Origin of the sequence: Lentibacillus sp., assembly GCF_035301675.1 — a bacterium.
Classification (GTDB): domain Bacteria; phylum Bacillota; class Bacilli; order Bacillales; family Amphibacillaceae; genus Lentibacillus.
Map to the genome: position 1 here is coordinate 1 of NZ_DATGTT010000111.1, position 24,979 is coordinate 24,979.

The 24,979-nt window shown below is 44.8% G+C and carries 21 protein-coding genes and 1 pseudogene; 11 read left to right on the forward strand and 11 right to left on the reverse strand.

What is annotated here, in order from left to right:
• Positions 1-183, forward strand: a pseudogene (locus tag VK097_RS15265) (group II intron reverse transcriptase/maturase); the annotation flags it as partial.
• A 76-nt stretch (positions 184-259) separates the two neighbouring features.
• Here the strand turns inward: VK097_RS15265 and VK097_RS15270 are convergent.
• Complete coding sequence (locus tag VK097_RS15270; RefSeq protein WP_324212665.1) at positions 260-1,873, reverse strand: catalase; 1,614 nt, start codon at positions 1,871-1,873, stop codon at positions 260-262.
• Between the two features lie 492 nt (positions 1,874-2,365).
• Here VK097_RS15270 and VK097_RS15275 point away from each other — a divergent pair, with 492 nt between their 5' ends.
• Together VK097_RS15275 and VK097_RS15280 are read left to right on the forward strand one after the other, a co-directional pair.
• The gene (locus VK097_RS15275; RefSeq protein ID WP_324212666.1) at positions 2,366-3,064 is read left to right on the forward strand and encodes a Crp/Fnr family transcriptional regulator; all 699 of its coding nucleotides are present in this window, start codon (positions 2,366-2,368) and stop codon (positions 3,062-3,064) included.
• A gap of 122 nt (positions 3,065-3,186) precedes the next feature.
• Positions 3,187-3,912 carry an EcsC family protein gene (locus VK097_RS15280; protein ID WP_324212667.1) on the forward strand — a complete coding sequence of 242 codons (726 nt, stop codon included), beginning with the start codon at positions 3,187-3,189 and terminating at the stop codon, positions 3,910-3,912.
• A gap of 72 nt (positions 3,913-3,984) precedes the next feature.
• Here VK097_RS15280 and VK097_RS15285 read toward each other — a convergent pair whose 3' ends face one another.
• On the reverse strand, positions 3,985-4,746 hold the full coding sequence (locus VK097_RS15285) for a DUF3891 family protein (protein ID WP_324212668.1): 762 nt from the start codon (positions 4,744-4,746) through the stop codon (positions 3,985-3,987).
• Between the two features lie 151 nt (positions 4,747-4,897).
• On the opposite strand from VK097_RS15285, the gene VK097_RS15290 reads away from it, so the two are divergent.
• Positions 4,898-5,752: a VOC family protein gene (locus tag VK097_RS15290; RefSeq protein ID WP_324212669.1), complete on the forward strand. Its 855-nt coding sequence runs from the start codon at positions 4,898-4,900 to the stop codon at positions 5,750-5,752.
• A 68-nt stretch (positions 5,753-5,820) separates the two neighbouring features.
• On the opposite strand, the gene VK097_RS15295 is transcribed toward VK097_RS15290, so the two are convergent.
• Complete coding sequence (locus VK097_RS15295) at positions 5,821-6,423, reverse strand: alpha/beta hydrolase (protein WP_324212670.1); 603 nt, start codon at positions 6,421-6,423, stop codon at positions 5,821-5,823.
• Between the two features lie 560 nt (positions 6,424-6,983).
• Positions 6,984-7,403 carry a MarR family winged helix-turn-helix transcriptional regulator gene (locus VK097_RS15300; protein ID WP_324212671.1) on the reverse strand — a complete coding sequence of 140 codons (420 nt, stop codon included), beginning with the start codon at positions 7,401-7,403 and terminating at the stop codon, positions 6,984-6,986.
• A gap of 184 nt (positions 7,404-7,587) precedes the next feature.
• Here VK097_RS15300 and VK097_RS15305 point away from each other — a divergent pair, with 184 nt between their 5' ends.
• Genes VK097_RS15305 through thrB form a run of 3 tightly spaced genes read left to right on the forward strand, consistent with a single transcriptional unit; the run spans position 7,588 to position 10,852 of the window.
• The gene (locus tag VK097_RS15305; protein ID WP_324212672.1) at positions 7,588-8,895 is read left to right on the forward strand and encodes a homoserine dehydrogenase; all 1,308 of its coding nucleotides are present in this window, start codon (positions 7,588-7,590) and stop codon (positions 8,893-8,895) included.
• On the forward strand, positions 8,892-9,953 hold the full coding sequence (gene thrC / locus VK097_RS15310) for a threonine synthase (RefSeq protein WP_324212673.1): 1,062 nt from the start codon (positions 8,892-8,894) through the stop codon (positions 9,951-9,953). Before VK097_RS15305 ends, thrC begins: the two co-directional genes overlap by 4 nt.
• A complete protein-coding gene (gene thrB / locus VK097_RS15315; RefSeq protein ID WP_324212674.1) occupies positions 9,950-10,852 on the forward strand; it encodes a homoserine kinase in 903 nt (300 codons plus the stop codon). The genes thrC and thrB overlap by 4 nt, the downstream gene beginning before the upstream one ends.
• A gap of 44 nt (positions 10,853-10,896) precedes the next feature.
• Here thrB and VK097_RS15320 read toward each other — a convergent pair whose 3' ends face one another.
• On the reverse strand, positions 10,897-11,190 hold the full coding sequence (locus VK097_RS15320) for a DUF3219 family protein (RefSeq protein ID WP_324212675.1): 294 nt from the start codon (positions 11,188-11,190) through the stop codon (positions 10,897-10,899).
• A 172-nt stretch (positions 11,191-11,362) separates the two neighbouring features.
• Between VK097_RS15320 and cypC the strand changes: the two genes are divergently transcribed.
• The gene (gene cypC, locus VK097_RS15325) at positions 11,363-12,607 is read left to right on the forward strand and encodes a CYP152 family fatty-acid peroxygenase CypC (RefSeq protein WP_324212676.1); all 1,245 of its coding nucleotides are present in this window, start codon (positions 11,363-11,365) and stop codon (positions 12,605-12,607) included.
• Between the two features lie 129 nt (positions 12,608-12,736).
• Positions 12,737-14,149, forward strand: a complete 1,413-nt coding sequence (locus VK097_RS15330; protein ID WP_324212677.1) for a LysM peptidoglycan-binding domain-containing protein — start codon at positions 12,737-12,739, stop codon at positions 14,147-14,149.
• A 167-nt stretch (positions 14,150-14,316) separates the two neighbouring features.
• On the opposite strand, the gene VK097_RS15335 is transcribed toward VK097_RS15330, so the two are convergent.
• The gene (locus VK097_RS15335; protein WP_324212678.1) at positions 14,317-14,763 is read right to left on the reverse strand and encodes a YaiI/YqxD family protein; all 447 of its coding nucleotides are present in this window, start codon (positions 14,761-14,763) and stop codon (positions 14,317-14,319) included.
• Between the two features lie 409 nt (positions 14,764-15,172).
• Here VK097_RS15335 and VK097_RS15340 point away from each other — a divergent pair, with 409 nt between their 5' ends.
• A complete protein-coding gene (locus VK097_RS15340; RefSeq protein WP_324212679.1) occupies positions 15,173-16,735 on the forward strand; it encodes a BCCT family transporter in 1,563 nt (520 codons plus the stop codon).
• Positions 16,736-16,802: 67 nt separating this feature from the next.
• On the opposite strand, the gene VK097_RS15345 is transcribed toward VK097_RS15340, so the two are convergent.
• The 4 genes from VK097_RS15345 to VK097_RS15360 all read right to left on the reverse strand — a co-directional run bounded on the left by VK097_RS15345 (position 16,803) and on the right by VK097_RS15360 (position 23,398).
• Positions 16,803-18,170, reverse strand: coding sequence for a sigma-54 interaction domain-containing protein (locus tag VK097_RS15345; RefSeq protein WP_324212680.1), 1,368 nt, complete (start codon positions 18,168-18,170; stop codon positions 16,803-16,805).
• A 177-nt stretch (positions 18,171-18,347) separates the two neighbouring features.
• A complete protein-coding gene (locus tag VK097_RS15350) occupies positions 18,348-19,868 on the reverse strand; it encodes a BCCT family transporter (RefSeq protein ID WP_324212681.1) in 1,521 nt (506 codons plus the stop codon).
• A gap of 181 nt (positions 19,869-20,049) precedes the next feature.
• Entirely contained in the window at positions 20,050-22,176 is a 2,127-nt protein-coding gene (locus VK097_RS15355) for an acetate--CoA ligase family protein (RefSeq protein WP_324212682.1), read from the reverse strand.
• A 19-nt stretch (positions 22,177-22,195) separates the two neighbouring features.
• A complete protein-coding gene (locus tag VK097_RS15360; RefSeq protein WP_324212683.1) occupies positions 22,196-23,398 on the reverse strand; it encodes an acyl-CoA dehydrogenase family protein in 1,203 nt (400 codons plus the stop codon).
• A gap of 314 nt (positions 23,399-23,712) precedes the next feature.
• Here VK097_RS15360 and VK097_RS15365 point away from each other — a divergent pair, with 314 nt between their 5' ends.
• Entirely contained in the window at positions 23,713-24,531 is an 819-nt protein-coding gene (locus tag VK097_RS15365; RefSeq protein ID WP_324212684.1) for a squalene/phytoene synthase family protein, read from the forward strand.
• Between the two features lie 105 nt (positions 24,532-24,636).
• Here VK097_RS15365 and VK097_RS15370 read toward each other — a convergent pair whose 3' ends face one another.
• A complete protein-coding gene (locus tag VK097_RS15370; RefSeq protein WP_324212685.1) occupies positions 24,637-24,903 on the reverse strand; it encodes a PepSY domain-containing protein in 267 nt (88 codons plus the stop codon).
• Positions 24,904-24,979 lie beyond the last annotated feature (76 nt).

Sequence of the window (24,979 nt, forward strand, 5' to 3'; positions counted from 1 at the left end):
ACCCGGCTGAAAAAGCTCGGGATTGAAGATGAGGAAGCTTGGAAGGTTGCGAATACCAGGAAAGGTTACTGGAGGGTTTCGCTAAGCGAAACCTTGCACAAGGCAATTAAAAATAAAACGCTTGTGAAGTGGGGTCTTAAAAACCTGAACCATTTATACAAGCGTGCGTACTTAAACTATTGAACCGCCGTATACGGAACCGTACGTACGGTGGTGTGAGAGGACGACTAACCAAATAATGGTTAGTCTCCTACTCGATTTAATATGGGTTGGAGTCTTTTCCTTTTTCAACGGCCTTATCCGGTGCTTTTTCCGCATCTTTGTTACCAAGTGGATTTCTGCTTGAACTGTCACGATCTTTCATCTTTCTGGCTGCCTCTTCCATTCCTTCACGCAGACGGCGTCCGTATTCCTTATCTGCCTCGTCGGCAAGTGCCATCATTTTATCCTGGATTTCCCTGGTACATTCAGAAAGATCGCCGACGAGATTCGAAATTAACTCATCCTTTTCCCAGTCGTCAAACCAGCGGAAGGTTTCGCCGGCCTGTTTGGTATTGTCGTTCCGCTCAATTGACTCCCGCACAAGATTCCCTTCGACTTTCGGGGTGTGCTCTTTGCCGATTTGCTCCGCTTCTTTATAGTTTCCTAACGACGATGGTTCATAATTGATATGCGGATTCTTTTTGGAAGAGCGCTCAGGTTCATGCCGCATGGTCCCGCCTTCCTGATTGGTTGCAACCCGTTTTTTAGCAGCGTTGACAGGAACCTGCAGATAATTGGCCCCCACCCGGTAACGTTGGGTATCGGAATAGGAAAATGTCCTTCCCTGCAGCATTTTGTCATCTGAAAAGTCCAGCCCGTCGACGAGTACCCCGGTGCCGAATGCGGATTGTTCGACTTCCGTAAAATAATCTTCCGGGTTTTTGTTCAGTACCAATCTGCCAACCGGGAGCCATGGAAATTGATCTTCCGGCCAGATCTTTGTATCATCCAGCGGGTCAAAATCCAGTTCAGGATGCGCGCCATCACTCATGATCTGGACGTACAGTTCCCATTCCGGATAATCCCCGTGTTCAATCGCGTCGTACAAATCCTGGGTCGCATGATTGAAGTTTTCACCCTGAATTTCATTTGCTTCCTTAACCGTCAAATTTTTAATGCCTTGTTTCGGTTCCCAGTGGTATTTGACAAGCACTGCTTCGCCATCATTGTTGACCCATTTATACGTGTTCACACCAGAACCTTGCATCATCCGATAATTTGCCGGAATACCCCAGGGAGAGTACATAAATGTCACCATATGGAATGACTCCGGTGAATTGGCACAGAAGTCAAAAAAACGCTGGCTGTCCTGGATATTCGTTATCGGATCGGGTCTGAATGCATGAATCATATCCGGGAACTTCATGGCGTCACGGATAAAAAAGATTTTGATATTATTGCCGACTAGATCCCAGTTGCCGTCTTCTGTATAAAATTTAACGGCAAAGCCGCGTGGATCCCGAAGAGTCTCGGGGGAGTGCTTCCCATGTACAACCGTAGAAAAACGCACAAAAACCGGAGTTTGCTTCCCTTTTTTTTGAAAAACCTTTGCCCGTGTATATTTGGAAACAGGCTCGTCACCTGCCGTCCCGTAAGATTCGAAATAGCCATGTGCACCGGCGCCACGGGCATGAACAGTGCGTTCAGGTACTTTCTCGCGGTCAAAGTGACTGATTTTTTCAATGAAATCATAATTTTCCAGTGTGGCAGGACCACGGTTGCTGACCGTACGGATATTCTGGTTGTTTGTGACAGGATGCCCCTGTCTGTTTGTCAGCGTGTCATCATTCTCGATATTCGTTTGATGTTTTTTGTTTTGATCTCCAGCCATTTAATACCATCCTCCATCATTTATTGCGTAGTTATTTTATAGTTTGAGCAACCTCTTATACATTTTGTCCAATGATGACCAAATTAATCCATTTGCTGATGGTTGTTTTTTTAATTAAAAATGAAAACCACTGCTTCCTTATGGAGTATCCTCTTTTAATGCACTGGGTATTATTGAAAGTTTCATTTCCAATTGTCCATTTGTGCAGGTGTTCCATTCGGGCTTTAGTGACACTCTTAGCATAATAATCGTTTAATAGCATAATGAACGCCTCCCATAATTGATTGACCTCTTAATTGTTATGTTAGCTTGAAAGGCTATCCAAAGTCGCCGGCATTGTGACCGAATTTTCCACATCAAAATATAAGCCTTCTGGACTCAGACAATTAAGACGCAAGGCGGAACTAAAATCAGCACAATATTGTGCGGCATATGCTGGATTTGCGTTATAATAGAAACAGAGACATTAACAGGGTCAGGGAGGGCGTTGGTATGAGTAATGAGAGTCTGAGAAATAATGATAAAGCCAAGAAGCTGTGCGTATCATTAGTGCCGATTTTTAACCATCTCGATCGTGAGGAACAAGTGGAAATTGCCAATACAAGCAGAAGTCAATTGTATGGCAAGAAGGATCTCATTTTCCGAGCTGGGGACCCTTCCGAATATTTATACATCGTGCATAAGGGCAAGGTGAAAATTTATAATCTGTCAGAGTCCGGCAAGGAACAGTTGATCCGTATTCTGGAACCTGGTGAATTCATGGGGGAATTGGCTGTTTTCACGGATGAATGGCTCACCAGCTTTGCCGAGGCCGTTGAACCGACGGAAATATGTGCTATCCATAAATCTGATTTACATGAGCTGCTGCAGGAGAAGCCGGCCATCTCCTTTAAAATTCTTGCAGAAAGCAGCAGACGGCTAAAAGACGCGGAGAAAACGATTGAGCGATTTAGCTCTCAGGATGTTGAAAAACGGCTGTCATCCTATTTGCTTGAGCGAGCTGAAAAAGAAGCATCTTCACAAATCACGCTGCCAATGAGCAAAAAAGATCTGTCATCCTACCTGGGCACAACCCAGGAAACGTTAAGCCGCCGTCTGGCCAGCTTTGAGGATAATGGGCTGATTAAGCAGACAGGTCAGCGGAAAGTCAAGATGGTGGATTTGGAAGCACTGGCTGAAATGGCAGAGTAAAGCCGTATATAGATAATGAAAGTCAAAAATTAGTAATGCGTATGATATAGGTGAAACTATACCTGAATCTTTTTTCTGTGAAAAACGTATATATAAATAGGAGAAAAGAGGATGGTATCGAAATGAATGCTTATGAACAAAAGATTTATCAAGAACTGAAAACATGGCGACGAAAGGTATTGAAAAAATCAGGGCTCTTCACACAAATCTCTAAGAGGACCCAGACGAAAATAAATGGGATGATCCCTGAGAGGGCTCATCGGATTATAACTGAAAGTATTAAAAATATGGTGAAGGCAACTCTAATTGGGTCTAACATCACTACAAAAAAGCAGCAATCAGTAGGTCTTAGTCTTAGTGAAAAGGACCAGCTGCTGCAGGAAAAGCTCACATCTTACCGCAAAACAGCTGTGATTGAAGGGGCCGGGACAGGTGCAGGCGGTTTTTTTCTGGGTCTTGCCGATTTCCCCATGCTTTTATCGATTAAAATGAAGTTTTTGTTTGAGACAGCAGCTATTTACGGATATGATACACGGCAATACGAAGAGCGCTTGTTTATACTCCATGTATTTCAGCTCGCATTCTCCAGCGAGGCCAGACGGAAAGAAACCTTTTATATACTTGAAAATTGGGAAACAGAAAAGGAAAAACTTGCTGATATGGATTGGCGGGTGTTTCAGCAGGAGTATCGGGATTATATTGATTTGATTAAACTGCTGCAGCTTGTGCCGGGCTTCGGCGCGATTGTCGGAGCTTATGCGAATCATAATTTGCTTGATACTCTGGGTGAAACAGCAATGAACGCATACCGTATGCGTTTGTTAATGACACAGCCTTTGGATAATTAAGGAGTCCATGAACTGAAAAAGGGTATGGCCTCTGTCGCCAAACCTTTACCGTTTCAGAGGCCTATAAATAATTTACAGCAATTGAATCGATACTGTTTCGTACTCCGCCTGCTCGTAGCTGTTGATCAATCCATTTTCTGCTATGGCTTTTTGAGGTACGGCTTTCTGGCGAATGGTTATGTCTATTGGACTACCGAATGGGAATACGTCCATTTCAACTGTTTCGGTATCTTTCCAGTAAATACCGACTTTATTGGTATGAAAGAAAGTGAGAGGCTTCGGAACAGGAATGCCATCTATGAAAAACGGGTGCTCGTTTTCTTTGGCAGCGCCCGGTTCATTCAAACAAATATATAATGATAGACTATCAAAAAACTGCAATAACCCATAATGCACATCAAATATATCCTTATCATAACTTTCCATGTTTTGAATCAGCTTCTGCTGACGTTCCCGTTCATGTCGGACAAACGATTGAGATTCTTCTTTCGGGTCGTCAATAAGGAAACGTGTATAATGTTCGCTGCATAACATGGAGGCATATGGATCGTGTTTTTCTATTTCGTCGATGCCGTGTTTATAGAAGACGGTTTTAGCCGAATTGGGAATATCGGTGAACATATACGGTTCGTGTTTTTGGTCGTTCCAGAATGGCTGTTTGTCGAGCATCTTCCATGCGTAATCATGATTCTTAATGGCATAAAGGACGGATTGCTTCCATGTTTCCTCTATAAAAAACGAATCTTTCAGGTTGGCTGCCAATTGACCGGAAATTTGCGCATGATGATCCTGTTCAATCATAACGTACTTATTCTGGCGTTCTCTTACAATCATAAGCGACACCCTTTCTATCTCTAGTATACAGAAATACGGGCAGTGATTAAAATAGAACCTTGTTAAAAGCAAAGAAATACGGTATAATAACTTACATAAAGTAACTTAATATATAAAAATAATTTAACCCTAAAAGAAAGGGCTGACCGAATTGGAAAAGAAATTTTTCGATAAGCCAACGACTTATGTCGGCGAAGTGAATTTAAATGTAACAGATCTTGATAAATCATTGCCTTTTTATCAGCATGTAATTGGATTTAACATTCTGGAACAGACAGACATGAAAACTGTTTTAACAGCAGACGGAAAAACACCTCTGCTTACATTGGTACAGCCGTCAGATCCCTTGCCGAAAGAGGAAAGGACGACCGGGTTGTTTCATTTTGCCATCCTGCTTCCTTCACGAGCTGATCTTTCCAGCTTTCTAAGGCATATCGCCAAGGCAGGTGATCGTCTCGGAGCGTCTGATCATTTAGTAAGTGAAGCACTGTATTTGAATGATCCTGACGGTAATGGGATTGAAGTGTATCATGATCGGCCATCAAGTGAATGGAATTGGGCGGAGGGACAGGTAAGTATGTCGACAGAACCACTGGATGCCGACAGCTTGCTTGCCGAAAGCGATCAGGAATGGGCAGGACTGCCTGAAGAAACAGTCATGGGGCATATTCACCTGCACGTTTCAAATCTGAAAAGCACTGAAGAATTTTATGTTGGTGGTCTTGGCTTTCAGGTTGTAACATATTATCCTGGAGCCTTGTTTACTTCAACCGGCGGCTATCATCATCATATCGGTTTGAATATTTGGAACGGGAAGAACGTTCCGGCCCCAGCCGAAAACAGTGCGGGCTTAAACTGGTATTCGCTTATTTTCCCTGATAAAGAAAGCAGGGAAGAAAAAGTTAAAAACCTGGAGCATGCTGGTATAAGCATTCAACAGGAAAATGATGCGTATATCGTCAGGGATCCTTCTGAAAATGAAATCCATCTTTTACTGGGAGATTAAAAAATCGTTCGGAGATTCTCCGAACGATTTTTTATGTGAATAGCTGCAGACTACTCTCGATTCACGTTTTACAGGTTGTTATACCATTCAGCGGCTGCTTTCACTTCGCCCATCGACAATTGGTGTCCCATGTTTTCCCAATGAAGGTCAACACTGGCACCCGCGTTTTCCAGCAAGGATTTGAGATCTTCTGATTCATCTGCTGGACATATCGGATCATTGGTCCCCGCGCCGATAAAGACGTTTTTCCCGGAGAGGTCCGGCAAATCGATTCCGCGTCTTGGCACCATCGGGTGGTGCAGGATGGCTGCTTTTAAGGAATCCTGATAATGGAACAACAGGCTTCCTGCAATGTTGGCACCATTGGAATAACCGACTGCGATCATATTATTACGGTTAAAGCCGTGTTCTTCCGCCGCCTCATCGAGAAATTCATTTAATTCTTTTGTCCGGGCAATCAGATCTTCTTCGTCAAACACACCTTCTGCCAGCCGTTTGAAAAAGCGCGGCATTCCGTTTTCTGAGACATTTCCGCGGACGCTCAGCACGTTGGCATCTTTATCGATTTCACGGGCAAGGGGCAGTAAATCCTGCTCAGTTCCGCCTGTTCCGTGAAGTAATAACAACGTTGGTTTTGCCTGGTCATTTCCTTTTTGAAAAATATGCTTCATTGTGTGTAACTCCTTTCCTGATTCAGATAGGTTCTGTTAAACCATTATGCTTAAATTAAGGCTGTTTTCTAATGTTTTGACACAACCTCCATAATTGAGACATAACTCTAAAATACTTCCTTAAAATTATGATCGGTGGATGTTTCGCTCGTCGCTTTCCGCGGAGAACGCTTCAGCCTCCTCACTCCCGTTCCCGCTGGAGTCTTACATTTTTCTGCAGCTTTAGAGTCGTGTTCTTCCCTAGAGTAAGGGAGATCTCTCTAAACACTGAATTCGTTGGCTTTCTCTTTCCAATAATCAGAGCTTGACTGCCAGCGCAGGAAATACACGGATAACTTCAGCGGGAGGAAAGGCCTCGGTGAGACCCCGCAGAACGGAGTTCGAGGAGGCTCACCAGCCGCCCGCGGAAAGCGAAATGTATTTCCGGAGCGGTATTATAGTACTCAAACATGTTTTCAGAGTACGTCACAATTTATTCCAACTGTGTGGATTAATGTACAATTAAATGACGTAAAGAGACTGAATCGACAACAGTTTTTTATAAAAGCAATCCGCAAAATCTACTTTAGTCCGATTCTCTTCAGCAGGTCGATAACCGTTTTCTTCTCGTCAGTGCTTAGGTCCTGGAATAATTCTTCAATTGCTTTTTGGTGTTTTGGGAAAATGTTATCCATCAGCTGCTTTCCTTTGTCAGTGATATGAATATATACAGCACGGCGGTCATCCTTGCATCGCTGACGTTTGATCAGTTCTTTTGTTTCTAGTTTATCAATCACATACGTCATGGAACCGGCATTAATCAGCACTGCTTCAGAAATCTGCTTTACAGTCATATCACCCTTATGATAAAGAGCTTCCAGCACAGCAAAGTCAGTTGTCTTCATATCATACCGGCCGATGTCTTTTTTGACGTATTCGGTTACTGATTTTGAAGCTTTCATCAGGACGACAAACGTTCTTAATGACAAATTTTCACTCATAATCATTTCGCTCTCCAACATATTTAGTTTAAATTTATTTAATTTGAATTCAAATTAATTATAATCATTTTGCTGAAATTTTGTCAACTGAATCCAAATCGTTCAAAAATTCGCTATTGCCATACGAGGCTATTCGTGTTTAAATGTATAAAATATCACATTAAACAGAATATGGGGTGATGATTTGGAAGATAGTGTATCAGTCGGTCTATTAGGTGTGGGAGTAGTGGGTTCAGGTGTTATAAGTCTCATTGAACAGCACCAGGCAAAACTCGCCCATCAGCTTGGGTGCAATGTCCATGTTAAAAGCGCATTGGTACGAAATCCAAATAAAGCACGTGATGTGGACGCCAAGACCAATGGGACAGTGCTCACAACCAATCGCGATGATGTTTTGAATGATCCGGAAATCGATGTCATCGTTGAAGTGATGGGCGGTATTGAGGAGGCACGTGACTCAATATTAAAAGCGTTTGAAGCCAAAAAACATGTTGTCACGGCCAATAAAGATCTCGTGGCCCTCTACGGTGCCGAATTGCACGAAGCAGCGGGGCAAAACAAATGTGATTTTTATTATGAAGCAAGCGTTGCCGGCGGTATTCCTATTTTAAGAGGGATAACGGATGGATTCGCTTCCGATCACATCAGACAATTAATGGGGATTGTGAACGGGACAACGAACTACATATTAACTAAAATGCACAGTGAAGGTTTCAGCTATGATAATGCGTTAAAGGAAGCTCAGGAACTTGGTTTTGCTGAAGCTGATCCGGCAGCTGATGTGGAGGGGCTTGATGCTGCCCGAAAAATGGCAATCCTCGGCAGGCTTGCTTTCTCGACCCATATTGATTTGGAAGACGTTGAAGTCACCGGTATAAAGGGTATTGAATTGGAAGATCTGCAATATGGTGATAGTCTGGGATTCGCCATGAAGCTGATCGGTCTTGCAAAATTTGACGGCAAGCAGGTGGAAGTGAATGTCCAGCCGGCACTCATTTCCAAAGAACATCCTTTGGCAGATGTTAAAAATGAATACAATGCTGTTTATGTATATGGTGAAGCGGTAGGCGAAGCCATGTTTTACGGTGCTGGTGCGGGAAGCATGCCGACTGCTGCAGCGGTTATATCGGATGTTGTCACTGTTATTAAGAACATGCACCGCGGTGTGACGGGCAGCCAATTTGTCGAACCCCGTTTCAAAAAAGAATTAAAAACAGAAGATCAGCGTTTTGGCCAATATTATATTCGTTTCCATGCAAAAGATGAAGCAGGTGTGTTTTCCAATATTTCTTCTTTATTCAATGAGTTTGATATCAGCTTTAAACAAATTCTGCAAAATCCGTTAAAAGATACTGAAGCCGCAGAAATCGTTGTGATTACACACAGGTCTTCACTGGAAAAAATGCATCAGGCTTTAAATGCACTCAGCAAACTTGACGAAGTGCTGGAAACGAAAAGCTTTTATAAAGTAGAAGGAGATGCTGACGCATGACGTGGCAAGGTTTGATCAAACACTATCAATCCTATCTGCCGGTTACAGACAAGACCCCGGAGCTCTCGCTGCAGGAGGGCAATACATCACTCATTCATTTTTCAACATTGTCTGAGCAATTGGGAATTGAACTGTACGGAAAAGTGGAAGGCGCTAATCCGACCGGATCATTTAAAGACCGGGGTATGGCGCTGGCGGTTGCCAAAGCTGTTGAAGAAGGCAGCAACGCCGTTATCTGTGCTTCAACCGGCAATACTTCCGCTTCAGCTGCAGCTTATGCAGCCAGGGCAGGCATCAGGGCAATCATTGTTATTCCAAAAGGTAAAATTGCACTCGGAAAACTGGCTCAGGCCGTCATGTACGGAGCGGATATCGTTGAGATTGACGGCAATTTTGATGACGCCCTGAAAATTGTCCGGAAAATAAGTGAAACGACACCTGTCACACTCGTCAACTCAGTTAACCCGTATCGTCTGGAAGGGCAGAAAACAGCAGCGTTTGAAGTTTGCGATGTGCTCGGATCCGCCCCTGATATCCTGGGTATTCCAGTTGGCAACGCGGGTAATATCAGTGCTTATTGGAAAGGGTTCAAAGAGTATCATGAGATGAAACAGACAGGGCTCCCGCAGATGTTCGGTTTTGAAGCGGAAGGAGCTGCTGCGATTGTCCAAAATGAAGTGGTTTCGAATCCGGATACGCTTGCTACCGCTATTCGCATCGGCAATCCGGCAAGCTGGAACCTGGCAGTACAGGCACGTAACGACTCCGAAGGTAAAATTGGCTCGGTGACCGATACTGAAATTGCTCGTGCACAAAAGCTTTTGGCAACGAAGGAAGGTGTTTTTGCCGAACCGGGATCCTGTGCATCGATTGCAGGTATTATTCAACAGCGAAAACAGAACACAATTGCTGAAGGGTCAAAGGTTGTGGCTGTTTTGACCGGGAATGGACTGAAGGATCCGCAGACGGCAATCGATCAGATCGATGAGGAGCCTGTCAACTTGCCAAATGATGAGAATACAATTACGGATTATATTGAAAAGCTGGTGGAAGCATGAAGCCATTCAGGATACGCGTCCCGGCAAGCTCGGCCAATATCGGGCCGGGATTTGATTCAATGGGATTAGCTCTGAACATATATCTCACGCTCGATATTTCACCATCTGACAAATGGGAAGTTGAGCAGCACCCTCAGCATCTGCCGGAACTGGCAAATGCTGAGGAGCATTTTATTGTACAGATTGCCCGTGATATTGCAGCGCGCTGGAATGAGGTGCTGCCTGCGTGCAAAATGGCGGTTTATAGTGATATCCCACTAGCACGCGGACTTGGCAGCAGTGCTTCTGCAATTGTTGCCGGCATTGAGCTGGCGGACAAAGTATGTGATTTGGCTCTGAGCTCAGAGCAGAAGCTTGAACTTGCCACTGAAATTGAAGGTCACCCGGATAATATTGCCCCAACCTTGATGGGGGGCTTTGTCATATCAACTATCACTTCCGGTGAAATTGACTGGATTCAATTGCCAATGCCTGAGGCAGACGTTGTCGTTTATATTCCTGATGAAGGCTTAATGACAAAAGCCGCCCGAAAAGTATTGCCGGAAACGTATAAACGAGAGACTGCAACTTCGGCGAGCGCCCTCAGCAATGTACTGATTGGTGCTCTTGCCTCCAGTGACTTTGAACTGGCGGGCAAAATGATGGAACGTGATTTATTCCACGAACCGTACCGGGCTGAGCTGATTCCAGGCTATGAGGATATCAAACGCGAGGCCAAAGAATCCGGTGCTTACGGGACCGTTATCAGCGGATCGGGACCAACGATGATTTCATTTGCTCCAAAAGGGAACGGTCAATCGATCGCAAGCCATGTCGGGAGCTTGATGCCTGATCATAACGCAGCAGTTCTTGAGATTGATTATGATGGAGCGGTTACAGACAGCAAAAGTGAAAGTTAGCCACACAGAATCTATATAATCCTGTGTGGCTTTTGTATTGGATACTATTCTTTTTCGGTCAGTTCAAGTTTAAAATCCCCAACGGACCCTGGTTCGTATAAATTAGTGATTGAAGTGGAAAATTTACTGATAACAGCCGGAAATTCGAGATTTTTTTCAGGAATTTTCACTGTAAAATCATTCTCATAAAGTAAAGTTGTGACATCATGATAAGTTTCGTGCGTCACTTTAAAGTCAAAGCTCAATTTAGACCGAACCTCTCCATTCTTCATGTTTGAGTCCACCTGAACGTTATGCGCATTAATTTCCATATCATTAATGATGACTTTCTGAGACATGTGTTCACCTTCTTTGTCTTTATATTCATCTATTTATAATAACAGGCTCTTGTTATGAACTGCCACGTTTTGACCTGCTGTAAGATGGTTATAGCATTTAAAGACGGAATAAATTTTTAGTATGAGGGAAAAAGAACGAATAGCAATTATCATCGAAGTAAGGGGGCGGCTTATGGGAATCCCGCGTGAACAAGGCTTGGATAATACACATAAATTGCTTTCGGAAGGTTTTCATTACATTCCTGACAGGCGCCGGAAATTTCAGTCAGATATTTTTCAGACCAGGCTGCTCGGACAAAAGGTGATCTGCATAGGTGGTGAAGAGGCATCATCTGTTTTTTATGATCAAGAAAAATTCAAACGAAAAGGCGCTGCACCAAACCGCATTAAAGAATCCTTGTTTGGCAAAGGAGGCGTACAAGGTCTGGACGGTGTGGCACATAAGCACCGAAAACAGCTGTTTATGTCGCTCATGACGCCCGACCGTCTGAGTGAACTTAGAAAGATAACCAGAAAACAATGGCAGATTGCAATCGATAACTGGCAAAAGAAGCAGAAAATGTCATTGTTTCATGAATCAGAAAAACTGATGTGCCGCATCGCCTGTGAGTGGGCAGGTGTGCCGTTGTTTGCCAGTGAATTGAATCTGCGGACCCGTGACCTGGCTGCCATGATTGATGCCTTTGGAGCGGTCGGACCAAGGCACTGGAAAGGCAGAATAGCCCGTAACCGCTCCGAAAAATGGGCGAGGCATCTTATCCGGGAGGTTCGGGATGGCACACGGAATCCAGACGAAGATACAGCATGTTATGCAATGGCCTGGCACCGGGATTTGAATGGCAAACTGCTGGATTTACAGATTGCTGCAGTGGAATTACTGAACATTCTTAGACCCATTACAGCCATTGGCAGATATGTGACATTTGGTGCAATGGCGATGCATGAGTTTCCAGAAACAAAAGCAAAACTTCAGACAGGTGATGACGAGGATAGTCGGATGTTTGTTCAGGAAGTCCGCCGTTATTATCCGTTCGGACCATTTTTAGGAGCAAGAGTCCGTAATAACTTCAAATGGAATGGTCATCATTTTAAGAAGGGGACGCTTGTCCTGCTTGATGTTTATGGAACGAATCATGATCTTGATTTGTGGGAGAATCCTGAGATGTTCAGCCCTGAGCGTTTCAGGGAATGGAAAGGCAGCCCGTTTAATTTTATCCCACAGGGTGGCGGTGATTATGATATGGGACATCGCTGTGCCGGTGAATGGGTCACAATTGATGTCATGAAAGTCAGCCTGGAATATTTGGCAAAACAGATTGATTATCAGATGCCAAATCAAAATTTGGATTATAGTATGGTCCGGATTCCGACTTTGCCGAGAAGCAGATTTATGATAAACCAAGTGGCCGGCAAATAGAAACCAGTAAAACGTCCTTTTTGAACGGGCGTTTTTTTACTGCCCTAAAATTACTCCCTCAACTTGTTACTGGGACAATCATCCAATGAATAGGATGGTATGTAGAGCATATAAATTGGGGGAAGAGCTATGCAAATCCATGTCGTGCAAAGTGGTGACTCAATATGGCAAATAGCACAGCAATATGGTACGGCCATTAATCAGATTGCATTGTTGAATGAACTGGATAACCCGGATGTGCTGGTTGTTGGGCAGTCACTTGTTATTCCGGAGCCCGGGCGTGACTATGTAGTTCAGCAGGGGGATACATTATGGCAAATTGCACAAATGTTTGGGGTGACGGTGCAGGAGCTGGCTGTTACCAATAATGTCACCGATCCTTCCTTGATTTTTGCCGGACAAATGCTGATCAATCCTTATTTTACGCACACTGTCCAGGCCGGTGAGTTTATTTGGGGCATTGCCCAGCGGTATGGTATCAGTGCCGAACAAATTATTACGGTCAATGGTATCGGGCAGCCCGGGCTGATATTTCCGGGTCAATCGTTAAGAATTCCTGTTGCAGCAAAGCCAGTTACGGAAGTGAATGCTTATATAACACGGGTGGATGAACAAGGAGCTTCCGAGGTCATGCGTTTGGGCAGATATTTAACGTATCTATCTCCGTTCATGTACAGCATCCGTGACGACGGAACACTCACTGAATTGACCGAACAGCCGGTGCTTGAAGCTGCCCGAGCCAATAATGTTGCACCGTTATTGGTTGTAACGAATTTTATCCAAAATGAGTTCAGTTCGGATTTGGCTGCGGCTGTGCTGCGTAATCCCGAAGTACAGGAGGAATTAATCAGCAATTTGTTGACCATTATGCGGTCCAAAGGATATGCAGGCGTCAATTTTGATTTTGAATATGTTTATCCCGAAGACCGTGAGAATTATAACAATTTCCTGCGTCGTGTCGTGGCGGGGTTGCATCCTGAAGGGTTTCTGGTTACAACAGCTCTTGCGCCGAAGGAAACTGTGAATCAGCAGGGGCTGTTGTATGAAGCCCATGATTATCAGGCGCATGGTGAAATTGCCGACTTCGTCATATTGATGACGTACGAATGGGGATGGGCCGGCGGTGAACCGTGGGCAATTGCTCCAATGAATAAAGTAAGGGATGTGCTGGATTTTGCCGTAACCGTGATTCCACGGGATAAAATCGTGATGGGAGTGCCTTTATATGGGCGTGATTGGCAAATTCCGTGGGTGGAGGGCACCTTTGCAACTACGGTTAGCCCAAAAGAAGCGGTGCAGCTGGCAGCCGACTATGGCGTATCCATTCAATATAATGAAACGTACCAGTCACCATTTTTCCGTTATGTAGATGAAAGCGGTCAGGAGCATGAAGTCTGGTTTGAGGATGCCCGCAGTGTTCAGGCTAAATATAATACCGTTAAAGAATATGGCCTCAGAGGTGTCAGCTATTGGGTGCTGGGAACAACATTCCCGCAGAATTGGCCGGTGCTGCAGAACACTTTTAGAATCAGGAAGTTTTAATGAGAACCCTTTGAGACGGGTGTGCCGTTTCAAAGGGTGACTTTTGTCAGGAATGCTGAATCGTATGCGGATGATGCAGCGGCGAGTTCAATTCTTTATTATCAATTGCAGAATGGAAAGTTTGTAGTGGTTCTTCTGGAGAGGAGAAACACTATTATAGGTTTGGACTAGTCTGATGCTTCAAGTGTTTTTCGGAACAGGTCGCGGAATTTCATTTCATCTTCAGAGTTGAAAGCTTTCGGCCCTTTTGTCCGCTTGCCGCTTTTTCGTGCCATGGCATTTACATACCGGGTCTGCAGCAGATGATCGATGTTCTGGTTTGTGTAGGTGAAGCCCTTATGATGCAGGACAGTACATCCTTTGGAAAGCCCTAACGAAGCGAGGCCATAATCCTGGGTAATGATGATATCCCCTTTTTCCGCCAGCTGCATGATACGGTAATCAGCGGCTTCAGCACCTGTGTCCACATAAATAGTTTCGACACCGGGCTGTTCGTCATCATGTGAAAAATGCGAGAAACTTTTCACGAGCACGACCGGAACATCAAAGTCCCGGGCTACGGATATGATCGTTTTTTTAACCGGACAGGCATCCGCATCAACGTAAACTTTCATTATAATCGCCTCCGTGGTGTATACAGCAATTTTAGCAAAAGTTTTTTTGTGAAGCCACTCCGGATGTAAAAGGTTAAACGCTGATAAATCGTCTGGGTTCTTTTAAAATGAGCTGATATCAGCAGAAGAGGGATAATATCAACAGAAGAAAGGAAATATCGACAGAAGGGCCCACGATATCAACAGAAGAAAAACAATATCAGAATAGCCGGCAGGCATTTTATTATTGACGTTTTATGTAATCGAAACTATAATTGGAATCTATGTTTAAAATAACATGAGCAAGCCGGTGGTTTTTAGAGAGATAGAGTGAACAAATGGTTCGGGAAAAGGATAATCATTTTCCATCCAACGGTCTGTATGACAGTGTATATTATAGACACTTGCTCCTGAATATGGGAGGAAAATTTTGCAAGGAGAAGAGAAAATTAAAACGGACTGGACCGTTTTTGCCGTCAGCGGCGGTTTTTTGATTTTATTTATTGTTTTGTCTTTCATTAACAGTACCATGGTTGGAGAATGGATTACGACCTTATTCAATTATTCGGCCGATCTGTTTGGAGCGTATTGGCAGGTATTGTTGTTTGGTAACTTTGCAATTGGTATTTATCTGGCTTTTTCACGGTATGGAAGGGTCAAATTGGGTAGGATGGATAAACCGAAATACAGCTATTATCGCTGGGTTGCGATGATTCTCGTGACCCTTCTGGCAAGCGGCGGCGTATTCTGGGCAGCCTCAGAGCCGATGTATCATTATATGACAACACCTCCATTATTTGGCGGTGGCGAAGTTAATAATATTTCGGCCGCGTTTGCACAAGGTTTTATGCATTGGGGTTTCTTGGCTTGGGCCATCCTGGGGACACTGGCAACAATTGTGATGATGTATGTGCATTACAGCAAAGGTTACCCAATGCGGCCCAGAGCTTTGTTATTCCCGATATTCGGTGAAAAAATCTTTCATAAAAGTGTTCTGGGATCTGCTGCTGATATTTTTTCCATCATTGCAACAGCCGCTGGAACATTAGGGCCGTTAGGATTTCTAGGACTGCAAATAGCTTACGGGCTGAATCATTTATTTGGTGTTCCAAATACGGTGTCGGTAAGCATTCTGGTGGTTGTTGTTCTGGTCGTCATTGCGGCGATTTCAGCTGCTACAGGAGTTGACCGGGGAATTCTCTTATTGAGCCGTGTTAATGTTGGCATGACGTTTTTGCTGGGAATTATTATGCTATTGATCGGTCCGACATTGTTCATCATTGATGCATTTGTCGGTGGAACAGGCTTTCATTTACAGAACTTCTTTGCGATGAATTTTTACCGCGGTGACAATGCGTGGCTTGGAGCATGGACCATCTTTTTCTGGGGATGGTTCATCGGTTATGGCCCGATGCTTATCATCTTTATCAGCCGCATATCCCGTGGCAGAACCATCCGTGAATTGATTATCGCCGTATCGATTGTCGCACCGCTGGTAACGAATTTTTGGTTTTCGGTTGTTGGCGGAACAGGCGTATTCTTTGAATTGGAAAATCCGGGGTCTGTATCCGGAGCGTTGAATGAAGCGGGCATGCCCGCTGCAGTCATGGCGATAATGGATCAGCTGCCAATGGGAACTGTCATGGCAGTCGCATTTCTTATCATATCGGTTGTTTTCGTAGCAACAACGACAGATACGATGTCCTATACCGTTTCCGTGACATTGACAGGAAATGACCATCCCGCCCGCTGGCTGCGTGTCTTCTGGGCGCTGATTTTCGGTGGGACGACAATGATGATTCTTACAATTGGAGAAGGCAGTATCTCAGCCATTCAAAATTCGATCGTTATAACGGCTGTACCGGTCTCGTTCCTGCTGTTGCCGCCATTGTGGAATGCACCGCAAATAGCGAAAAAAATGGCGCTTGAGCAGGGACTGATGTGGGAGCGGCCGAGAAGAGGAAGACCAACAAAAATCGATCATAGAAAATAGAGCGGGGGTACTTCTGGGTGCTCCCTTTTTTTCGTGGTTTTTTACGCTTCTTTCCTATCTACCAGCACTATTTGCGCAAATCCTCACAGTATTGCCGGATGAGCTTTGATGCTTTGGACTGGCTGATGTTGAGGTCTGCAGCCACTTTGCGTGAGCTTCTGTACTGGTGGAAAGATGAACGAATCATGTTTTTTTTCAGGTGTTCAACAGCAGAATCAAGGGTGCCGGATGAGATGATGGACGACTTTAACTGACTGCTGTGTTTGATCAAATCCGGTACATCATCGATCTGAATAATATCATCGCTGGTGACGACGAGTCGTTCCATGACATTTTCCAACTGGCGTACATTGCCCGGCCATTCGTATGCTGTTAGAAGGTCGAGGCAATCTTTGGCAATGACTTTGTTCAGCTGATACATTCTATTAAACTTGTATAAAAAATGGTGAATGAAAGGCACCAGATCCTCTTTCCGTTTTCGGATCGGGGGAAGATCAATATCAATGACGTTCAGGCGGTAATACAAATCTTCCCGAAATTGTTTCTGCCGGACCATATCGTCCAAATCCTGGTTGGTGGCTGTGATGATGCGTATATCAACCTTTCGTGTTTCATTCCCGCCGACAGGGATAATTTCCTTGTCCTGCAAGACGTGCAGCAATTTTGCCTGCAACTGGAGCGGTATTTCACCAACTTCATCCAAAAATAGCGTCCCTTTATCAGCGAGTTCAATGAGTCCCTGTTTGCCGTCTTTTTTGGCTCCGGTAAAAGCGCCGGGGGCATAGCCGAACAGTTCGGATTCCAGCAAAGCATCCGGAATGGACGCGCAGCTGATGGTGAAAAAGGAACCGGTTCTGTTGCTCAATTGATGAATATAATTGGCTAAAATGCTTTTCCCGGTTCCTGATTCGCCTTTAATGAGTACGGTTGAATCGACGGCAGCAATTTTCCGGCAAAGCTGCAGCGTTTTTTTCATTTCCGGTGAGTTGGCGATAAAATCCGGATTGTGCCTTGAGTCTTCCGTTTCTTTCTGATCAAACAGCTTGGTTGGTTTTTCCATCATCCGGTAATGATGAATTTCCTGGGATGTGAAGATCACATACTCGATTTTATCATCTTCCAGGATGGGAATGGCGGTCGTCATTAACTTCGCGCCCAAGTACGTGTCCTGAATCGTGTGAACAGGTTTTTTCCGCTCAAATACCATTGGCGTGATGATGGGGCCCCAATAGCCTTCATGAAATAATTCTTTGTTATCCCTTCCGATGATGGTCGAAGGTGTTACACCATAATGCCGTTCACATACTTTATTTACATAGACGATCTTATGGTTCCGGTCGATAATATAAATTTCATCGGTTGAATAATCGAGGACGCGCTTTAACGTCTCGGAGGTGATTTGAATGGCATCGTTTGCATCAAGCTGATTATTCATGATAATCCCCCCATATAAAGCGTTTCATTTATCAGTGTTTGACAACGCTTACATTATTTCTTATTATCATATCAAATTTATTTAGAAATTTGATATGATAATGCTTGAAAATTAATTACTCTTTTCGGCCTGGTTTCGATGCTATACACGTCCTTGTTCAGTTGAGCGCCGTTATGCTCAACCGACGTTCTTTTTTCCGGCTCTTTTGGAATGCGATTTTATCTGAGAATCCTGCTGCAGCCCTTTGTAGAAGCCGTAGCACATGCTTAACAGCAATATGGCAAGCGGCACCCCCATGGCTACCAGTGCTGATTGCAAGCCTGCCAGTCCGCCGGTAACAATCAGAATAGCGGAAACCAGGCCGACAATGATTCCCCATGTCAGTTTGGTAAAGTTCTTCGGGTTTTGGTTGCCATTTTCACTCATCATCCCCAGCACAAACATGGCTGAATCCGCTGAAGTGATAAAAAACGTGAAAATCAGCACCATGCCGACAATACTGATGACGCCGGACAGTGGGAAATAGCTGATAAAGTCAAACAGTGCCACGGTGACATCGTTTGTGACTGTAGTGGCCAAGGCAGTATAACCTTGATTCTGGATTAAATCGAGCGCAGATCCGCCCAACACGGCAAACCAGAAAAATGAACAGAGAACAGGTATGAATAACGCGCCCATCATGAATTCCTTCAGTGTGCGCCCTTTGGAGATACGTGCGACAAAACTTCCTACTAGTGGTGCCCAGGCAATCCACCAGCCAAAATAAAACAGTGTCCAGTTGGCAATCCATGATCCATCGCCATAGGGATTCGTTCTAAAGGACATATTGAGAAAATTATTGGCATAATCGCCCATTCCCTGAAAAAATATTTTCATAATCTGCTGGGTTGGGCCGAGTGCAAAAATACTGAGCAATAATATGAATGCCAGAATAATGTTGGTGTTCGATAAATATTTAATTCCGCGCTGAATCCCTGTGGAGGCGGACCATAAATAAATCAGGGTAACAACGCCGATGATGACCATCTGCATGGTGGTATTATTCACGAGGTCCCATTGATATGCCATGCCGCTGTTGATTTGCAGCACACCGAACCCAAGTGACGTGGAAATACCAACAACGACTGACAGAACAACGATAATATTAATCGTTTTGCCAATTGGTCCGTAAATCCGATCGCCAATCACCGGATAGAACGCTGAACTCATGGTCGCGGGGAGTCGTTTGCGGAATTGGAAATACGCAAGACAAGCCCCGACGAACGCGTAAACGGCCCAGGCTGATACCCCCCAGTGCAGGTAGACAAATTGCATAGCATTTTCAGCTGATTCCTGTGTCGAGCCTTCGCCAAAAGGCGGATTGACATAATATGATACAGGCTCGGCAACGCCCCAGAAAACAAGACTTATACCGATACCAGCACTGAAAAGCATCGCGATCCAGGTAACCCTATTGTATTCCGGCACGTCAGCATCCTGTCCGAGTTTCACCTTGCCGAACCTAGAAAATGCAATAAACACACAAAAAACAAGAAGAATAAATACAGTCAGTAAAAAAAGCCAGCCAAGTTTGTCATAGATAAAACTCAAAAAAGTGTTCGAGAAATACTCCAGTTTTTTCGGGAAAACTGCACCAAACCCTAAAAACAGTAAGCTAACCGCAAGCGAAACATAAAACACTAAACCATACTTCTTCATAACGTGTAATACAAACTCCTTTCTATGTTGGAGGTGTGGGACGCGAGGACAGGCTACTTGTCCCGGCTTGTTACCTGGCCAGACCGAGCGAAGAACCTGTCCTCGTCCGCCACACGGCTCTGCTGAGTGCCAAAAATTTGTGGGACGATGTATTTGTCATTACGTCCCACCTCCGCAACTTTCAGGCGATGTCTATTTGTGTTGTGTTTGCCAGGCGGATGAAGGTGTCGACGGCGATGGTTCCTTTTCCTTCGGGCAGGACGAGCAATGGGTTGACGTCCATTTCGAGAATTTCGTCGTAGTACTGTTCGGCAAAAGATGCGATGGATTGCACCGTGTTCACGAGTGCTTCCATATCTCCCTTTGGCCGTCCCCGGAAGCCATTCAGCAGCTCCATGCATTTCAGCGACCCCAGTGCTTTCCGGATATTTTGTTCATTTGCCGGCAGCATGATGACTGCAGTGTCATTAAGGAAATTCACCAGCTCTCCGCCAGCCCCGACGACAAGTGCTGGACCAAATTGGTCATCGCGTTTAATTCCGATTGTCATTTCCAGCACAACTCCCGGCACCATTTCTTCGACGAGAAATAGAATATCGTCAATATCATTCGTCTTATCGGCAAGGTCGTGATTCATCTGGTTGATGACTTGGATAACTTCCGTATGATCCTGGATATTAACTTTTACCGCGCCAATGTCCGACTTATGCGTAATACCTTTGCTGACGGCTTTGACAGCAAATGGGGGAGATAGCTCCTTAATCGTGCTGAGTTCATCCAGCGAGTGACTTAAAAGCCGTCCTTGAGGCACGCTCACACCATACCCTGCCAGCAGCTGTTTGCCTTCCCATTCATTCAGGACAGTGGTGCCCGCGTTGGTATTCGTCCATTGGACCGGCAGTAAAAGCGTCCTCGCTTCTGTTTGAAACATTTGCATTTGCTGCTGGCTGCTGAAATACGTATTTGCATTCAGCGCCGCAAAAGCTTCATCGACACCCTGCAGCGGGGTGATACCGTTTTGAATCAACATCTCCCGCACGTGTCCGGGGATTCCCTCAGTGAACGTTGAAATGACAACGGCCGGTCTGTTCGTTTCTTGTTTTGCTTTTATCAGTGCATTAATCGATGCCTGCCATGGATCCAATTCAGTTGGTTCAGAGATCAAATAGTCCAAAACAAGGACGGTGACAGCAAAATCCCCTTGCATAAATGTCCGGAAACAGCGTATCAGTTCAGGTTCATTTCCCCAAATCGACGTATTGTAATCCAGTGGGTTGGAAACGTGTTCGAACTTAGTCAGCCGTTCTTTTAAGGCTGCAGTCTGTTCATCTGTCAGTGCCGGCAGCGAAAAACCATATTCAGCAGCAAAATCAGCCATGATTGTTGATTCCCCGCCGGAACAAGTGAGTACCCCCAGTTTTTTTGATTCCATGGATCCGGTGACACAGAACAGTTTCAATGTTTCCGTTAAAGCGGAAAGGGTGTCAACTCGCAGGATATGAAACCGCTCAAACAAGGCATTATACAGCTCGTCGGAACCGGCCATGGAACTCGTGTGACTCATCGTTAGCTGTGAACCAGTCTCCGAACGGCCGGTTTTCAAAACAACAATTGGAACGCCTTTTTGAAGGGATTTTTCTGCTGCCCGCTGAAATGTGTCGAGATCATCCAATCCTTCCATATAGATGCCAATGGCGTTGACTCGCGGATTCTCAATTAGTGCCTCAATATAATCGCCGATACCAAGGGATGCCTGATTTCCGACACTGATCATATAGGCGAGCGGCAGGGTGCGGCCGGCCATCGTCATGTTCATGCTCAGATTGCCGCTTTGGCTGATAATCGCTGCGCCGCTGTCAACGGAAACACTTCCATAATGATCGGGCCATAGTGCGGCATTATCCAAAAAATTGAGAACTCCATAGCAATTAGGCCCCACTAACACCATGTCACCGGCGTTGGTGATGAGCTGTTCCTGCAAATCGCCGGCGCCACTTTCAGCAAAACCGGCAGCATAACAGACGGCGCCATGCGTGCCGATTTCATTCAGCTGGCGTACGACAGATACGGTCTGCTCCTTATTTACAGCAATGAACGCAGCATCTGGTGCTTTCGGCAGTGTCTGGATGCTATCGTAACAAGGGAAGCCTTCCAGCATGGATTCTTTTGGATGGACAACGTAAATTTCTCCGGCGAAGCCGATTTGCAGGCAATTTTTAATCCCCTGACGGATGATTTTTTTGCTTCCGATAAACAAAATGACTTCCGGTGACAACAGTTTTATCAGATTTTCCTGTCTTTTTGTCATTTCCCCTCACCTCATCTCATTAGTCAACATAAATGCCAAGCCCACGTTTTTTGATTTGCTTGGCAATGACGACCCGCTGAACTTCTGACGTTCCTTCCCAGATACGATCCACACGTGTATCACGCCAGAGCCGTTCAACCGGATTTTCGCGCATGTAGCCGCGTCCGCCCAACAGCTGTACCGCTTTATCACAAACACGTCCGGCCATTTCTGAGCAATGCAGTTTTACAGCTGCAGCCCGTGCGTGATTGAGTTTGCGTTCCCAGCTTTGCGACAGTTCCCAGCACGTCCGGTACAGCATGCTTTTTGCCGCGGTAATGTCAACGGCCATATCCGCCAGCATAAATTCAATTCCTTGAAAATCACGGATGCTTTGACCGAATTGCTCTCTGTCGGCGACAAAGGCATTCGCTGTTTCCGTTGCACGGATGGCGGCACCAACACAGCGGGCGGCGATACCAAGCCGTGCTTCAACAAACCAGTCTTTCGTCATGTTGTAACCGCTTCCAATTTCACCGAGCATTTTTCCTTCATCAACGTACACATTTTCAAAAATAAACTCAGGATGCTCATAGACAAAGTTGTGGGTGTACATTGGGGTGCGCTTGACTTTTACCCCAGGCAAATCTTTGTCAACAAAGAACACTGTTGGACTTTCTGGATCACCGTCAACATGGGCATGCACCAGAATATAATCGGCAGCATCCCCGACCGTCACAAACCACTTTTCACCGTTTATTCTATATCCGCCGTCCACTTTGTCGGCCCGTGTCCCGCATTGCGATGGATCAGACCCAGCGTTTTCCTCCGTGATGGCATATGCATCCCGCCGTTTTCCAAAATTCGTAGGGATCAAGTATTCCTCTTTTTGCTGCTGTGTCCCGAACCGCATCGGATAGGCCGGCTGGAAAACGGTATCCCAGAGGGCGTTCGTCACTTTACCCAATTGTTCGTTAACAAGCATTTGTTCAAAAATCGTTAATCCCTGCCCGCCGTCTTTTTTGGAATGATTGATGGCGTTTAGATCCCACTCCAGTACTTGGTCGTTTATTTGCCGGAGTGTTTGCTCATCCAAACCGTTGTTTTCTTCACAAGTCAATTCGTGCGGCATCAGTACCTCTTCCGCAAATGCCTTAGCTTTTTGCTGCAATGCAGCTTGCCCGTTCGTTAATGACTGGGCAAATAGGCTAGATGTTTCAAGTGTTGATAGATTAGTTGACATACAGATTCCTCCTTGAAAAAAATTTATAATTGGTTCACAGCACCGATTAAATACTCCGACAATTGCTTGCCTTCTTTAGCTGCGTAATAACCGTTCACGAATCATTATGCAAAAAATATGCCAACTTTGTGTTATTTGGGAAATCGAAGTTGACGCGTCAGGAAAGACGTAAAACGTGAGTTAATTTCGACTAAAAGAGGTAAAAGTGACTCAGAGGAGGGGCTATATGTGCGAAAACAGGAGGGCTCATCTTTTTATGTTATTTATGACTTTTTTTTGGTATAATGAAACCAGTATTAAGGGAGGCGTCATTGTTGAGTGAAGCGAAAAAGTTGCAAAAAGATGCAATGCATATGCTTAAACTGACAAGCAGAACATTCTACATACCTATAACAATGTTGAAATCGCCATTAAAAGAAACCGTCGGGTCAGCTTATTTGTGTATGCGTGCTGTTGATGAAATAGAAGACCATGAAGAATTGGATTCCGAGGTTAAACAGCATCTGCTTCGATCGGCAAGTACTCTGTTAAAACACGGATTTGACGACCGGGCATACCATGAATTGCTCAAGCCGTATGAGGCCCTCCTGCCTGAAGTGACATTGAGATTAGGCGATTGGATTCGCTTATGTCCGGACGGGATTGTTGAAAATGTTAAGGAATCGACAAGCATCATGGCGTCCGGAATGGCTGATTGGGCTGAAAAAGGCTGGGATATTAAAAATAGAGCAGATCTGGATGATTATACATATTACGTGGCCGGACTTGTTGGTGTCATGCTTTCAGATATTTGGCATTGGTATGATGGAACAGAGACAGACCATGAGCTTGCCATCGGCTATGGCCGGGGGCTTCAGGCGGTAAATATTTTGCGTAACCAGGATGAGGACAGTGAGCGCGGTGTCAATTTTGTACCGGAAGGCTGGACGCGGGATGATTTATTCCTCTATACAGAACGAAATCTCGAACAGGCGGATGAATATATGAAGGACATCAATACCCGGACGATCAAGCTGTTTTGCCGAATCCCGCTTGCTTTAGCGAAACGGACCGTTAAAGCCTTGAAAGAGGGCCGCGAAAAGATTTCCAGGAATGAAGTTGAAACCATTGTAGAAGATATTAAGAATGACTGAACAAAAGCCACTGTTCTTTCCCAATGGCGGCTTTTGTTATATAAACTTATGTAATTAAATGAAAAAACCGCTATATAGAATTACAGCGGTTTTTTTATATTGTTACTAGTCAAGATTGATATCTAGAATACTACCTGTATTACGATCGACATCTACTTCATATTTCACACCTTGTTGGGTTATGATTTCCACCTCATAAACTTGCATACCGTTCTTTGTATCCAATTCCGCGCTAACCACTTCCCCAGGAACCTGCTGTACGGCTATATTTATCCCTTCGATAATGTTAATTTGGCGATACCAGTTTTGCCTATAGCCATATCCTTGATTTTGCCAGTTCGCATACCCAATTGGACCCCAATAATTATACATAACAATACTCCTCCTCAGCGTTAATTATTACTCTTTAGTATGTTATGCACACACCTAGATTAGGTGTTATTCACAC